At 70.6% G+C, this 13,944-nt stretch carries 14 protein-coding genes; 8 read left to right on the top strand and 6 right to left on the bottom strand.

All coding sequences use genetic code 11. The annotated features are described in order from the left end of the window. Window positions 1-1,083, top strand: a 1,083-nt coding sequence (locus ACFYWI_RS10520; RefSeq protein WP_389228409.1) for a WD40 repeat domain-containing protein, incomplete at its 5' end; no start/stop codon positions are given. 85 nt (window positions 1,084-1,168) lie between these two features. Here ACFYWI_RS10520 and ACFYWI_RS10515 read toward each other — a convergent pair. Further along, window positions 1,169-2,254 carry a DUF2855 family protein gene (locus ACFYWI_RS10515; protein ID WP_389228406.1) on the bottom strand — a complete coding sequence of 362 codons (1,086 nt, stop codon included), beginning with the start codon at window positions 2,252-2,254 and terminating at the stop codon, window positions 1,169-1,171. A gap of 58 nt (window positions 2,255-2,312) precedes the next feature. Here ACFYWI_RS10515 and ACFYWI_RS10510 point away from each other — a divergent pair, with 58 nt between their 5' ends. Next, entirely contained in the window at window positions 2,313-2,945 is a 633-nt protein-coding gene (locus ACFYWI_RS10510) for a TetR/AcrR family transcriptional regulator (RefSeq protein ID WP_389228402.1), read from the top strand. 224 nt (window positions 2,946-3,169) lie between these two features. Here ACFYWI_RS10510 and ACFYWI_RS10505 read toward each other — a convergent pair whose 3' ends face one another. From ACFYWI_RS10505 to zapE, 4 genes are all read right to left on the bottom strand, one after another. Further along, on the bottom strand, window positions 3,170-4,072 hold the full coding sequence (locus ACFYWI_RS10505) for a PPK2 family polyphosphate kinase (protein WP_389228399.1): 903 nt from the start codon (window positions 4,070-4,072) through the stop codon (window positions 3,170-3,172). A 117-nt stretch (window positions 4,073-4,189) separates the two neighbouring features. Further along, complete coding sequence (locus ACFYWI_RS10500) at window positions 4,190-5,548, bottom strand: alkaline phosphatase PhoX (RefSeq protein ID WP_389228396.1); 1,359 nt, start codon at window positions 5,546-5,548, stop codon at window positions 4,190-4,192. 139 nt (window positions 5,549-5,687) lie between these two features. Further along, window positions 5,688-6,113, bottom strand: a complete 426-nt coding sequence (locus ACFYWI_RS10495; RefSeq protein ID WP_389228393.1) for an OsmC family protein — start codon at window positions 6,111-6,113, stop codon at window positions 5,688-5,690. A gap of 73 nt (window positions 6,114-6,186) precedes the next feature. After that, on the bottom strand, window positions 6,187-7,260 hold the full coding sequence (gene zapE / locus ACFYWI_RS10490) for a cell division protein ZapE (RefSeq protein ID WP_389228390.1): 1,074 nt from the start codon (window positions 7,258-7,260) through the stop codon (window positions 6,187-6,189). Window positions 7,261-7,296: 36 nt separating this feature from the next. Between zapE and ACFYWI_RS10485 the strand changes: the two genes are divergently transcribed. The 5 genes from ACFYWI_RS10485 to ACFYWI_RS10465 all read left to right on the top strand — a co-directional run bounded on the left by ACFYWI_RS10485 (window position 7,297) and on the right by ACFYWI_RS10465 (window position 11,252). Next, a complete protein-coding gene (locus ACFYWI_RS10485; protein WP_389228387.1) occupies window positions 7,297-8,142 on the top strand; it encodes a pyrimidine reductase family protein in 846 nt (281 codons plus the stop codon). A gap of 128 nt (window positions 8,143-8,270) precedes the next feature. After that, window positions 8,271-8,741 (top strand): indole-3-glycerol phosphate synthase, encoded by a 471-nt coding sequence (locus tag ACFYWI_RS10480; protein ID WP_389228384.1) that lies wholly within the window; start codon window positions 8,271-8,273, stop codon window positions 8,739-8,741. A gap of 165 nt (window positions 8,742-8,906) precedes the next feature. Further along, complete coding sequence (gene murC / locus ACFYWI_RS10475) at window positions 8,907-10,301, top strand: UDP-N-acetylmuramate--L-alanine ligase (protein ID WP_389228381.1); 1,395 nt, start codon at window positions 8,907-8,909, stop codon at window positions 10,299-10,301. 12 nt (window positions 10,302-10,313) lie between these two features. Beyond that, window positions 10,314-10,721 carry a peptide-methionine (R)-S-oxide reductase MsrB gene (gene msrB, locus ACFYWI_RS10470; RefSeq protein WP_389228378.1) on the top strand — a complete coding sequence of 136 codons (408 nt, stop codon included), beginning with the start codon at window positions 10,314-10,316 and terminating at the stop codon, window positions 10,719-10,721. A gap of 315 nt (window positions 10,722-11,036) precedes the next feature. Beyond that, a complete protein-coding gene (locus ACFYWI_RS10465; protein ID WP_389228376.1) occupies window positions 11,037-11,252 on the top strand; it encodes a hypothetical protein in 216 nt (71 codons plus the stop codon). Between the two features lie 231 nt (window positions 11,253-11,483). On the opposite strand, the gene ACFYWI_RS10460 is transcribed toward ACFYWI_RS10465, so the two are convergent. Then, the gene (locus ACFYWI_RS10460) at window positions 11,484-11,987 is read right to left on the bottom strand and encodes an SRPBCC domain-containing protein (RefSeq protein ID WP_389228373.1); all 504 of its coding nucleotides are present in this window, start codon (window positions 11,985-11,987) and stop codon (window positions 11,484-11,486) included. Between the two features lie 339 nt (window positions 11,988-12,326). Here ACFYWI_RS10460 and ACFYWI_RS10455 point away from each other — a divergent pair, with 339 nt between their 5' ends. Further along, window positions 12,327-13,508, top strand: a complete 1,182-nt coding sequence (locus ACFYWI_RS10455) for a lactonase family protein (protein WP_389228370.1) — start codon at window positions 12,327-12,329, stop codon at window positions 13,506-13,508. Window positions 13,509-13,944 lie beyond the last annotated feature (436 nt).

Genomic DNA, 13,944 nt, shown 5'->3' with positions numbered 1-13,944 from the left:
ACGGCCGTGGCGTTCAGTCCGGACGGGAAGTCGCTGGCCACGGCCTCCGCCGACGGCACAGCCCGTATATGGGGCACAAGTACCCGTCGGGCGATCACCGCACTGACCGGTCACCGGGACTACCTCGATGCGGCCGTCTTCAGTCCCGACGGTCGGCTACTGGCAACCGGCAGCAGGGACGGGACCGCCCGCTTGTGGGATCCCCGCACACGCCGAACGACTGCCACCATCACCGGCCGGGCCGGCCACGTGCTCGCGGTGGCGTTCGCTCTCGACGGCCGATTACTGGCAACCGGCACCAGGGACGGGACCGCTCGCCTCTGGGACGTCCGTACGCGCCGGCTCGTCGCTGTGCTGCGCGGGCACACCGAGGCGGTGGACGCGGTGGCCTTCAGTCCCGACGGGAAGACGCTGGCGACCGCCTCCACCGACGGGACCGCTCGCCTCTGGGACGTCCGTACGCGCCGCCTCGTCGCTGTACTGCGCGGGCACGGAGGCTGGGTCGACGCACTGGCATTCAGCCCCGACGGCCTGACGCTGGCGACCGCCTCGACCGACGGGACCGCTCGACTGTGGGACACGCATACCCACCGGCCCACCGCCACCTTCACCAGCAGCACCGGATACATGGTCGGGGTCGCGTTCAGCCCCGATGGGACAACCCTGGCGACCGTCCCCACGGACGGAACCGCCCAACTGTGGGATGTCTCCACCCACAGGGTGGTCGCCACTCTCACGGGCCACACCGACGAGGTGACCGCGGTGGCGTTCAGCCCCCATGGAGACACCGTCGCGACCAGCAGCAGGGACGGCACGGCACGTCTGTGGGCCACCGATCGCGGCCGTCCGATCGCCACGCTGACCGGCCACACGGGGTGGGTGACCGCGGTGGCGTTCGGCCCGGACGGCAACACACTGGCCACGGCGTCCTGGGACCGCACCGCCCGGCTCACCCCCGTACCCCGTGGGTGGGGCGACGAACTGTGCCGCAGAGCGGGCCGCAACCTGACCCACGACGAGTGGAACCTCTACGTCGGTGACCAGCGTTACGAACGCCTGTGTCCGAACTTCCCCTCCGATTAGGGGAGGCAGACATCAGCGGACGGTCCCGGGAGCCGGAGCCGGAGCCGTTGCGGGCGGCTTCGGCGCGATGGGGTGGCGGATCCGTTCAGAGGGTGAGCACATGGCCCGTGCGTGGGGCGGTCCGCCCCGACCGGACCTCGTGCCAGACCTTCTCCAGAGCCTCGGGGCCCTGGCCGTGGACGACGTCGACCCACCCCTCGACCACGGGGGCGAACCGCTGCCATGCGTCGGCGAAACGGCGGTCCAGCCCCTCGCGCCCCCAGTCGCCGATGCGCTTGCGCATCTGGTCGGGTGCGAAGAACATGCCGGGTCCGGTCTCGGCCAGTGTGCCGGCGGGCCCGGGCTGCTGGTTGGTGACGCCGACGACCACATGGTGCACCAGGGCGTCGCCGAGGTGGGCGCGCAGCCTGGCGGTCAGGGCCTCGTCGCCGGCGAAGTCGGCGTACAGGGTGGGCGCGGTCCGGGAGAGCTGGGGGACGTCCTCGTATGCCAGCACCCGGTCGTAGCAGCCCAGGCTCTCGGTGAAGGCGAGGTTGCGCCGTGACGTCAGTCCCACCACCTCGCACCCCTGTCCCTGGAGCAGGAAGGCGGCACCGTAGGCGGTCTTGCTGGACGCGGACGACAGGACGGCGGTGCGGGCGCCCAGCCAGGTGTTGTCGACGAGCCAGTCGGCCAGCACGAAAGAGGTCCAGAACAGCGGGCGGTAGAGGATCTGGAGGTCCTCGCGATCCGCCTCGTAGGCGACGTCGCCTGTGGTGAGGGCGTATGCGTTGTAGGGCGAGGGCAGCGTCGCCCGGTGGGGGCTCGCGTCCCGGAAGCCGCGTGCGTCCACCCGCCCGGGGTGTACCAACAGGTGGCTGGCGGACGGGAAATAGCCGTAGAGGCGGCTGCCCTGCTCGACGCCGTCGACCCGGGACGCGACGACCTCGGCGAAGCCCCACAGCGGGACGATGCCCCAGCCTGGCCGGGTCGGGAAGAACTCCCAGTAGCGGAAGGAGTCGCCGAGCGCCGCGTAGGTGACGTTGTTGGCGGTGAGGCCGACCCGGTCGACCCGCAGCAGTGCCTCGCCGTCCCGGACCTCTGGGACCGACGCATCGACCAGTTCCGCCGTCGACAGGTCATCGCGGGCTACGAGGAGGTTCCAGCCGCTGGAAGTGTCAGTGGTGTCCATGGGATCGGAACGTACTTGAATCCGGATTCGGATTCAATAGTCGGCTAGGATGCGGCGCATGCCCTCCCCAGACCACTCCGCACCCGAGCCCACGGCACCCCGGCGCACCCGGCGCGGGATCCGCACCAGGGATGCCCTCGTCGCCGCAGCCCGGCGGATCTTCGAACGAGACGGCTACCTGGATGCCCGGATCGTTGACATCGCAGCCGAGGCCGGGGTCGCCACCGGCAGCTTCTACACGCACTTCCCCTCCAAGGACGAGGTCTTCGCGGCCGTTCTGGCGGAGTTGCAGGACGAGATGCTGCACGCGGGAGTCGGCAGCGGCAGCCACGGGGAGCTGCGCCGAGGGGTGGAGGCCGCCAACCGTGCCTACCTGGAGTCGTACCGCCGCAACGCGGCGCTGATGGCCGCCATGGAGCAGGCCGCGGCCGTGGACCGGCGGTTCCTGCAGTTGCGGCTGGAGCGGTCGCAGGCGTTCATCGACCGCAGTGCCGCGGCGATCACCCGCCTCCAGGAAGACGGACTCGCCGACCCGGCACTCGATGCGGCAGTCACCGCGCGGGCCCTCAGTGCCATGGTGAGCCGCATGGCGTACGTGACCTTCGCCGCCGACCAGCCCGTGCCCTTCGAGACGCTGGTGGAGACCCTCACCCGGCTCTGGACGAACGCGCTGCGCATGCCCGGGGAATGACCCTTTGTCCGCCGGCCTCCGCGATGCCTGAGATCCGAGCCATGACGGCCGCCCGCCTGTGAGGTGATGACCGCGGCGGCCTCGTCGTCATCGGGACGACCGGGCCCGGCAGTGGACCTCGCGGCCCTGCGCACGACCGCTGTACGCGACGGCGATGCCCGGGTCTCCCGGCGTGCGCCCGTGGTGAACGGGAGCGGCCGTGGGAATGGCGGGGACCATGCAGGTCAGGTTTCCTCCAGCAGCCGCTTCCGGAACCCGTCCACGTCGAAGTGGTCCTTCGGGTACTGCGGGTCCAGTTCCTCGAGGTGTTCCAGCAGCAGCTTGCTGATCGCCCAGTTGCGGTACCACTTGCGGTCGGAGGGCACGAGATACCAGGGCGCCGTCCTGGTCGAGCAGCGCTCCAGAGCGATCTCGTACGCCTTCCGGTAGTCCGGCCACAGCGCCCGTTCCTCGATGTCGCCCGGGTTGAACTTCCAGTGCTTGTCCGGATTGTCGAGGCGTTGGAGCAGTCGGCGGCGCTGCTCCTCGTAGCCGATGTGGAGGAAGACCTTGACGATCGTGATGCCGTCGTCGGCGAGCATCTCCTCGAACTGGTTGATCTGCGCATAGCGGCGGCCGAGCTGCGCGCGGGGGACCAGGTCATGGACGCGGACGATCAGGACGTCCTCGTAGTGCGAGCGGTCGAAGATGCCGATCACACCCGGGCCGGGCAGCGCCTGGAAGATGCGCCGCAGGAAGGGGTGACTGCGCTCCTCCTCGGTCGGCGTCTTGAAGGCGGTGATACGACAGCCGGACGGATTGAACACGCGCACGACGTGCTTGACGGTCCCGCCCTTGCCGCTGGTGTCCATCCCCTGGAGCACCAGCAGCAGGCGCCGACGGTCGCCCCCCGTGGCCGCGGCGTACAGGCGCTCCTGCAGTTCGAAGAGGTCCTCGCCCATCAGGGTGGTCGCGGCCAGCCCTGTCTGCTTGTCCGGCGGACCGGCCGGGGTGGCTCTCGGGTCGTACGACGACAGGTCGACCTTCCGGCCCGGCGGGATACGCAGCAGCTCGCGCAGGGCGGGCTGCTCGGCCTTCCTTCGGTCCTTCGCCTTCTTCCTTCGGTCCTTCGCCTTCTTCGGGGGCACGGGGCACCTCTCTCCGGTCCGTCTGCCTCACCCCGATCGTGCGATGCGACGGGCGGGTCCGCGAGCGCGGCGCGCACGTCGCGCCGCGCTCGCCCGAGGCTCAGGCAGAACGTTTCGTCAGTGCCAGGGCCCGGTGACCGCGAACGTCGTTCCGGGGGTGTAGCAGTTCACGTACATCGTGTCGCCGTCCGGGGAGAACGTGACGCCGGCGAACTCGCCCCACTCCGGTTCCTCGGGAGTGCCGATGTTCTGCGCCCCCCGGGCCATCGGGTAGACCTCCCCGCGCTTGGTCAGCCCGTACACATGCTGCGCGCCGCCGCCGTCCTCGCACACCATCAGGCCGCCGCCGGGCGCCAGACAGATGTTGTCGGGTGACTCGCCGGGCAGCTGAACGTCCGTGCTCGGACCGAAGACGATCACCAACGTGAGCCTGCGCCGGTGCGGTTCGTACTTCCACACCTGGCCGAAGTGGTCGGCCGCCGAGCCCTCAGCGCTGTGCGCGAAGCTGGAGACGAAGTAGACGGACGAGCCGCCCCAGTAACAGCCCTCCAGCTTCTGGGCGTGCGTGATGCCCTTCGGACCGAAGTCCTGGAGCCGGATCGGTGTCTCCTTCGCCTGGCTGTCCGGCACAGGCACCCATTCGACGCGGTCGAAGCTTGCACCGATCTCCTGGATCCCGGAGAGGTCGGGTACGCCGGGCACTCGCATCGCCTCGAGCGCACCGCCTGCCCGCAGCGACCCGGTTCCGCCCAGCGGCTTGTGCGGCAGGAAGCGGTAGAAGAGCCCGAACGGCCGCAGGAACGCGTCCTCCGTCTCGTACACGATCCCGCTGTTCGGGTCGACGGCGATGGCCTCGTGCTGGAAACGGCCCATCGCGGTCAGCGGTACGGCTCCGGTGCGGTGTGGGTCGGCGCCGTCGACCTCGAAGATGAAACCGTGGTCCTTGGTGTAGCCGTTGCTGCCGGCCCTGTCCTCGGTCTCCTCACAGGTCAGCCACGTGCCCCAAGGGGTGGGACCACCCGCGCAGTTCACCGCGGTGCCGGCGATGGCGACCCGCTCGGACAGGACGTTGTTCCGCCCGTCGAGTTCGAGGGCCGTGCAGCCACCCTTCGCCGTCGGGTCGTAGGTCAGTCCGTCGACCGTCGGCACGCCGATCTTCGCGGTGTGGCGGTTCTCGTGATTGCGCACGAGATGGACGCGGCCGCGCCTGCCGGCGAGGGCCGCCATCCCGTCATGGTTGCTCGGTACAGGGCCCTCACCGGAGCGCAGTGGCTCGCCCTCGCGGGACAGGACCCGGTAGCGGAATCCTTTCGGCAGGTCGAGGACCCCGGCCGGATCCGGCACGAGCGGGCCGTACCCGGCGTGGCCGCGGGCGGCCGCAGTGCCGGCGAAGAGTTCGGTGAAAGCACCCGAGAAGGCGATGCCGACACCCAACGCGCCGGTGCGGGAAAGAACGTGACGCCGTGTTGCAGACATAGGGCAACTCCCTGTGGGGGCACCCCCATGCCCAAGGCCATGGGGGAGGACAGGAGATGTGACCCGCATGTGTGTATCACGCAGTTGCAGCCGCGTGAACCATGCGGGCCACTGTGCCTCGTGGTGGAACCCTCTCGCCTCAGCCCAGCTTGGCGGTGAGCGTGATGGTCGTCCCCGCCAGCGCCTGGCTGACCGGGCAGTTCTCCTTGGCGTCCTCGGCGGCCTTGACGAACTCGGCCTCACCGATGCCCGGGACCTCGCCGTCCACGGTCAGGTGGATGCCGGTGATGCCGGTGCCGGGCTGGAAGGTCACCTCGGCCCGGGTGGTCAGCCGGGTCGGCGCGTTGCCGGCCTGGGCGAGCCCATGGGAGAGAGCCATCGAGAAACAGCTCGAGTGCGCTGCCGCGATCAGTTCCTCGGGGCTGGTCCTGCCGTTGGCCTGCTCGGCGCGCGACGGCCAGGAGACGGCGTGGTCGCCGATGCCCGAGGAGTCGAAGGTGACGGTCCCTGTGCCCTGGGTGAGGTTGCCCTCCCAGACCGTGTGCGCCTGACGCGTGGTGGCCATGTGCGTTCCCTTCCGACGGAAGTTGGGTTACACCCCGAACCTACTGCGCCACCACGCCCTTCACGCCCCGAACCTACTGCTGCACCAAGCCCTTTGCGTCCCGCGCCAGCGCCGTCAGCCGTGAGATCGCCCGGAAGTACTTCTTGCGGTAGCCGCCGTTCAGCATCTCGTCACTGAACAGCCGGTCGAAGGGCAGTCCCGAGGCGAGTACCGGCACCTCGCGGTCGTACAAGCGGTCGGCCAGTACCACCAGGCGCAGCGCGGTGGACTGGTCGGGCACGGGCTCGACGCCGGTGAGGCAGACCGCGCGCAGGCCGTCCGTGAGCGCGCCGTACCGGCTGGGGTGGACCCTGGCGAGATGCTCCAGCAGCTGCGGGAAGCCGTCGAGGGACGCGCCCTCGGTGGCGTAGGCGGCCTTGGTGACCTCCTCGTCGGAGTACGGGGGAGGGGCCTCGGGCAGCCCGCGGTGGCGGTAGTCCTCGCCGTCGATCCGCAGCGGGCGGAAGTGGGCGGACAGGCCCTGGATCTCCCGCAGGAAGTCGGCGGCGGCGAAGCGGCCCTCGCCGAGCTTGCCGGGCAGCGTGTTGGAGGTGGCCGCCAGTGCCACGCCCGCGTCGACCAGCTTGCCGAGCAGGGTGGAGACGAGGACGGTGTCGCCCGGGTCGTCCAGTTCGAATTCGTCGATGCACAGCAGCCGGTGTCCGCCGAGCGTCCGCACGGTCTGCTGGAAGCCGAGCGCGCCGACCAGGTTCGTCAGCTCTACGAAGGTGCCGAAGGCCTTGTACTCGGGGGCCGCGGGGGTGGCGTGCCAGAGGGAGGCGAGCAGATGGGTCTTGCCGACGCCGTAGCCGCCGTCGAGATAGACACCGCGCGGTCCGGCAGGAGCGGCCGGCTTCTTCGCGAACCAGCGCCGCTTGCCGGTGCCGGTGGCGTGCGCCCCGCCCAGGCCCGTCGCGAACTCGCTCAGCACCTTGACCGCATCGGTCTGGCTGGGCTGCCGGGGGTCGGGGACGTACGTGTCGAAGCGGACCGAGTCGAAGCGCGGCGGGGGCACCATCTCGGCGACCAGACGGTCGGCGGGTACCTGTGGCTCGCGGGCGCACAGCGACAGGGGAGCGGCTTCGGTTATGGAGCTGGTCGTCGACACAGTTCTTAACTGTAAGCGCCGTGTCAGACTGCTCGGATGCGACGCCTGTTCCCTGTGACCGACCCGACAGTGACCGGCCCGGCGAGTGCCACCGGGGCCGCCGACGACCGGAAGTGGTCGCTGGACGAGCTGGCCGAGGCCTATGCGTACCCGGACGCGGGGGCGGGCGCCGCCGGGTCGGCCGAAAGGGGCGTCGCCGGGACCGGGGCTGCCAGGACCGGGGCCTGGCTGCGGGCCAACATGGTCTCCTCCCTCGACGGCGCGGCGCAGCACGAGGGCCGCTCCCAGCCCATCTCCTCGGACACGGACATGCGGATCTTCGGCACCCTGCGGGGTCTGGCCGACGCCGTCGTGGTCGGAGCGGAAACGGTACGGCTGGAGGGCTACCGGCCGGCCCGGGCCCGCGACGCCTTCGCGGAGCGCAGGGCAGCGGCCGGTCAGGGTCCCGCGCCCGCGATCGCCGTGGTCAGCGCCTCACTGCGGCTGGACTTCGCGCTGCCCCTGTTCAGCGACCCGCTGGTGCCGACACTGGTGCTGACGGGGGCCGCCGCGCCGCCGGACCGGATCAGGGAGGCGGAGAAGGCGGGCGTCGAGGTGGTGATCGCCGGGGACGGCCCCGGGGTCGAGCCCGCGAGGGCCGTACACGCCCTGGCCGAGCGCGGTCTGATGCGGCTGCTCACGGAGGGCGGGCCACGGCTGCTGGGTCAGTTCGTGGCGGCCGGGGTACTCGACGAGCTGTGCCTGACCCTGTCGCCGACGCTGACGGCGGGGGACGCCCAGCGCATCGCCGGCGGCCCCGTGCTGCCCGATCCGGCGCGGTTCGCCCTGGTCTCAGTACTGGAGGAGGCGGGGTTCTTGTTCACCCGATACCGTCGCATCTGACATTCGGCGGAGCTTACCCTTCCGCTTGGCTTCCGCCGGGCAGAATTGATTTCGCAGACGCGCAGACTCGCAGACACAGACCCCGTGCGGGCACGGGGAAGGATGGTTTCCGCAGAAGGGCTCCTGACGTGTTCACAAGCGTATTGATGATCGAGAAGCCCCTGACCCCGGAAGACGTGGAATTCGTCACCACCCTGCACGGCGACGAGGGTGTCTCCTTCGTCGTGCTGATGCAGCCCCGCGGCGACCAGGCCGACGTACTGCTGCGCGCCATCGACGACGTGGCGCTCGGCGAGCTGAGGAAGGCCGGCCAGGAGGGCGACGAGCCCGCGGGGCGGGCGGCCAAGGCCCCTGCCGAGCTCGCCCTGGACCACGCGCTGGCGGGGCTGCGGGCGGCAGGCTGCGAGGCCAGGGGCCAGGTCGTGGAGGACCATCCGCTGGACAAGCTGAAGACCGTGGTCGAGGAGTCCGACGCCGACGAGGTCATCGTGCTGACCGAGCCGCATTACGTGGAGGAGTTCTTCCACCGCGACTGGGCCTCCAGGGCCCGCCACAAGGTCGGCGTCCCGGTGCTCAAGCTCTTCGCGCACAGCGAGTAGGCGCCCGGGCGAGCGGGACGCGGCGGCGCGGAGCCCGAGCAGCAGGCGTGCGGCGCCGAAGCGGGGAGGCGGTCGGTCCGGGGGCGGGGGAGGCGGCCGGTCCGGAGCCGGGCAGGGAATAGGCTGGGGCCTCGCACGTAGTCGCACATCCTGGGAGACACACACATGGCACCCGCCGTCCCTAGCGCCATGGAACGCCCGCACTTCATCGGCATCGGCGGAGCCGGCATGTCGGGCATCGCGAAGATCCTCGCCCAGCGGGGCGCCAAGGTCGCGGGCAGTGACGCCAAGGAGTCGGCGACGGCCGAGGCCCTGCGCTCACTCGGCGCGACCGTCCACATCGGGCATGCGTCCGAGCACGTGGACGCCGACGCCAGCTGTGTCGTCGTCTCCAGCGCGATCCGTGCCGACAACCCCGAGCTGGCCCGCGCCGCCGAGCTGTCCGTGCCGGTGGTCCACCGCTCCGACGCGCTGGCCTCCCTGATGACCGGCCTGCGCTCGATCGCCGTCGCCGGCACCCACGGCAAGACCACGACGACCTCCATGCTTGCCGTGGCGCTGACCGAGCTCGGTCTGGACCCCTCGTACGCGATCGGCGGCGACCTCGGGGAACCGGGGACGAACGCCCGGCACGGCGACGGCGAGATCTTCGTCGCCGAGGCCGACGAGAGTGACCGCAGCTTCCAGAAGTACGACCCCGAGGTCGCGATCGTCCTCAATGTGGAACTGGACCACCACGCCAACTACGCCTCGATGGACGAGATCTACGACTCCTTCGAGACCTTCGTCGGCAAGGTCGTCCCCGGCGGCACGCTGGTGATCTCCGCAGACCAGCCCGGCGCGGTCGAGCTCACCTCCCGTGTCCGGGACCTGTCCACACTCAAGGTCGTCACCTACGGCGAATCCGAGAGTGCGGACGTCCGCGTCCACAAGGTCACCCCGCGGGGTCTCACCAGCGAGGTGACGGTCCTGCTCAACGGGAAGCTGCTGACCTTCATGGTCTCCGTCCCCGGCAGCCACTACGCCCACAACGCGGTGGCCGCCCTCGCGGCCGGTGTCGCCCTCGGCATCCCGGCGCACAACCTCGCATCGGCACTCGGCAAGTACACGGGCGTCAAGCGACGCCTCCAGCTCAAGGGCGAGGCGGCCGGCGTCCAGGTCATCGACTCCTACGCGCACCACCCCACCGAGATGACCGCCGACCTCGAGGCCATGCGCGGCGCGGCCGCCGGCTCCCGGCTGCTGGTCGTCTTCCAGCCGCACCTCTTCTCGCGCACGCAGGAGCTGGGCACCGAGATGGGGCAGGCCCTCGCGCTCGCCGACGCCTCGGTGGTGCTGGACATCTACCCGGCCCGCGAGGACCCGATCCCGGGCATCACCAGCGACCTGATCATCGAGGCGGCCCGTACCGCCGGCGCCGATGTCACCGCTGTCCACGGCAAGGCCACGATTCCCGACGTCGTCGCGGGAATGGCGAAGCCCGGCGATCTCGTTCTCACGATGGGCGCGGGCGATGTAACGGACCTCGGTCCGGTGATCCTGGCCCGCCTGTCGAGCTGAGGAGGCGTATTCATGGCGTACGACGTCGAGAAGGCGGACGAGCAGTGGCGCGCGGAGCTGAGCCCCGCCGAGTACCAGGTCCTGCGCCAGGCCGGCACCGAGCCCGCCTTCGTCGGGGAGTACACCGACACCAAGACGACGGGGACGTACTCCTGTCGCGCGTGCGGTGCGGAGCTCTTCCGTTCCGACCACAAGTTCGAGTCGCACTGCGGCTGGCCGTCCTTCTACGACCCGAAGGACACGGACGCGGTCGAGCTGATCGAGGACCGCTCCCACGGCATGCTCCGTACCGAGGTGCGGTGCGCGCGGTGCGGGTCGCACCTGGGCCATGTCTTCGAGGGCGAGGGTTACCCGACGCCGACGGACCAGCGGTACTGCATCAACTCGATCTCGCTGCGGCTGGAGCCGGACGAAGGCTGAGACGGACGAGGGGTGCGCCGGGGCGGGTGGTCACGCACGCCGCCCGCCGCGTCGTGGAACGCCTCCGGCCAGTACCGGTGGTCCTCGGGGTCTTCTGCCCGACGGCAGGCGACCGGGTCGACCGAGGCGAGACCGCGGCCATCGTGTCGGCCGGCTCGTCATGGGTGGCCCCCGTGACCGCCTGCGGTGATCGCTTGGTGACAGCCCCCTGGAAGCGACCGGAGTGCCTGCAGCAGCCCGGACAGCGAGTTCCTGTGGACCGACGAGCACTGGCGGCTCAGCAGCGACCAAGAGCCGGGAGCACTGCCCGCAACCGTGCTGCTCCAGCTGCGCGGCCACTACGACCTGCACGAACTGCCTGCGGAACGCGCCGCGGAGCTCGGAGGGATGCTCCAGCGGGTGGAGCGGGCGATCAGGTCGCTGGAGGGCGTCGCCCGCGTACACGTGAACAAGTGGGGCGACGGCGGAGCCCACCTGCACATGTTCCTGATGGCCAGGCCCGATGGGATGACGCCGATGCGGGGGACGTGACTTCCACTCTGGGACGACGTGCTGCCGAAGGTCCCCAAGGCGCTCTGGCACCAGACCAACCGCCGCATCGCCCAGGCCATGGCCGCCGGTGGAGGCGAGGCGCACCTCTGACATCCAGGGGCTCCGGCGAGGGGTGGCGTGGCGGAACTGGTTCGACGACCCCACGAAATGACAACAGGTGCTGCGTTGTCGCCCTTCACCGTCGCGGCCACCTCCCCGCGGCGGGAGATCTCAGGCCGGCGCAGCCGACGACAACAGCTCGTCCAGCTTGTCGAGACTCTGGGTCCAGCCTTCCTCGTGGAGAGCGTGGCGCCGCTCAGTGGCGAAGTCGCCCTGGCTGAAGACCAATTCGGTCCGCGTACCGCCGATATCGCGAAGCGACAGCGTCACCACCGTCTCCCGGTCCTCGGGATCGGGATCCTCCCACCGGAAGGTGTAGGACAGGCGTTCCGGAGGGGCGACCTCAAGGAATTCCCCCACCAGGTAGAACAGATCGCCTTCCGGAGGCTGCATGGCGAACCGATAGCCGCCGCCAGGTCGAAGGTCGCTTTCCACAGTCGGGACGGCGAACCCGTCAGGGCCCCACCACTTGGCCAGTTCCTGTGGTTCGGTCAACGCCCGGAAAACGACCGAGCGCGGTGCGCGGAGGACACGCCGCATATGCAGCCTCAGCCCGCCATCCTGTGTCATCACGATCCTCCAAGCGAAGGCGCCGAGATTGACCACCACGCTCATCCTATGTATCCCAGCCCTTGACCGCGCTCGGTGTTCAGGGGGCGATGTGAGGACAGGCGCGGCCACGGCCTGATGCCGAGCGGTTCGGTGACGGCCGTTTCGTGGCTCCAGGCAGCGGGTGTTTCAACGCACCGCTCGCGCATGCCGGCCTTGTGCGGGTCGATCACGATGTGACGCCAGGGTGGCGACCGCGTCAACAACGGGACGTGAGGCCGGGCACCATCCTCGATCGCCGGCTGGACCACGCCTTCACCGTCACGGACCCCGAGGACCTGTTCACCCAGGACCGAGACGCGTCGCACGCAGGTGCCGGACGCCCCCAGTCGCTAGGGTGCCTGGATGGGAACGGACAACGCTGCAAACATGGGCCGGCGTCGTTTCGTAGGTGCTCTCTCGGCCGCTGCCGCAGCCGCCGTGCTGCCCGCGTGCGAGGCGCCCCCGGCGGCGCGGCCGGCGGCGGGTGCGCCGCCGGGCGGGGCTCGCGGGACGCGCCCGCTGTTCCTCGGGACGTACACATCCGTCGAGGGCGGGGGCGCCGGAATCGGGCTGGCCGCGTACGACGTGAGCAGCGGGCGTATCACCGGGAGCGGGGTCCTCGAAGGCGTCGCCGAGCCTTCGTACCTGGCCGTTCATCCCTCCGGGCGCACGCTGTACGCGGTCAATGAGCGCGAGGCCGGTGGCGTGACCGCCGTACGGATCGCCGACGACGGCAAGCACCAGGTGCTCGGCAGCCGTACCACCGGAGGGGCCGCGCCCTGTCATCTGTCGGTGCATCCGAGCGGGCGCTGGCTGCTGAGCGCCAACTACGGGTCCGGGAGCGTCGCCGTCCACCCCATCGAGGCCTCGGGCGCACTCGGTGAGCGAAGCTCCCTCGTCACGCACTCGAGTCCGCCGCCCGGGCCCGGGCAGGACGGCCCGCATGCCCACCAGATCATCACCAGCCCGGACGGGGGCCATGTGCTCGCCGTCGACCTGGGCAACGACACCGTGTACACGTACCACCTCGACCCGTCCGCGGGCAGGCTCGCCCGCGTCTCGCACGCGACCGTGAGGCCGGGGGCCGGCCCCCGCCACCTCACCTTCCATCCCTCAGGCCGTTTCGCCTACCTGGCCAACGAGGTGGACAACACCGTCGTTGTCTGTGCGTACGACCCGCGCACCGGCACACTCCGGCCGGGTGAGCCGCAGTCCACCGGAACCGGAGCCGGTACCAGTTATCCCGCGCAGTTCGTGGTGAGCCCGGACGGCGCGTACGCATACCTGGCCAACCGTGGCCACAACAGCCTGACCCGCTACGCCATCGAGGCGGGCGGCGCCCGCTTGCGATTGCTGGACACGGTCCCGGTCGGCGGCGACTTCCCGCGGCACATCGTCCTCTCGCTCTCCGGCACCCTGCTGTTCGCCGCGAACCAGCGCTCCGGCACCGTGACCGTCTTCCATGTCGACCGGAGGACGGGTGAACTCCGCTCGGCGGGGGCGGCGTTCACGTCGCCGGTCGCGGCGTGCGCGCTGCCGCTGTAGGCACGGCCGGCGGGGAGCCGGTACGTCGGGGTAAGTCGCCGGATCCGGGTGGGGCCGGGTTGGTGTGGTGGGCATGGGGCCGGTTCTCGGCGGTGGTCAGGTCCGAGGGTGTGGCGTGGGGCCGGTCTGGGGGTGGCCGGGTCGGGATGGTGGGCCGGGGCCGATCGGTCCATCGGTCCATCGGTCCATCGGTCCCGGGTGGGCCGGGTCCGGGGGTGTGGTGTGGGGCCGGTCCGGGGGTGGGCCGGGTCTGTCGGTTCGGCGTGGGCCGGTCCGGGGGTGGTCAGGTCTGTCGGTTCGGCGTGGGCCGGTCTCGGGGTTGCCGGGTTGGCGTGGTGAACGTGGGGCCGCCCTCCTGGTCTTGATGGTGGCGGCTTCGGGTCGGGCGTCAAGGGCGCTCGGTCGTTCCTCCCTCGCGTCGCCGTTGGCGATTTCG

It is taken from the genome of Streptomyces sp. NPDC002889 (assembly GCF_042888425.1).
Lineage (GTDB): Bacteria > Actinomycetota > Actinomycetes > Streptomycetales > Streptomycetaceae > Streptomyces.
The sequence above is the reverse complement of the archived record's forward strand: the minus strand, read 5'-3'. Positions and strand labels throughout refer to the sequence as shown.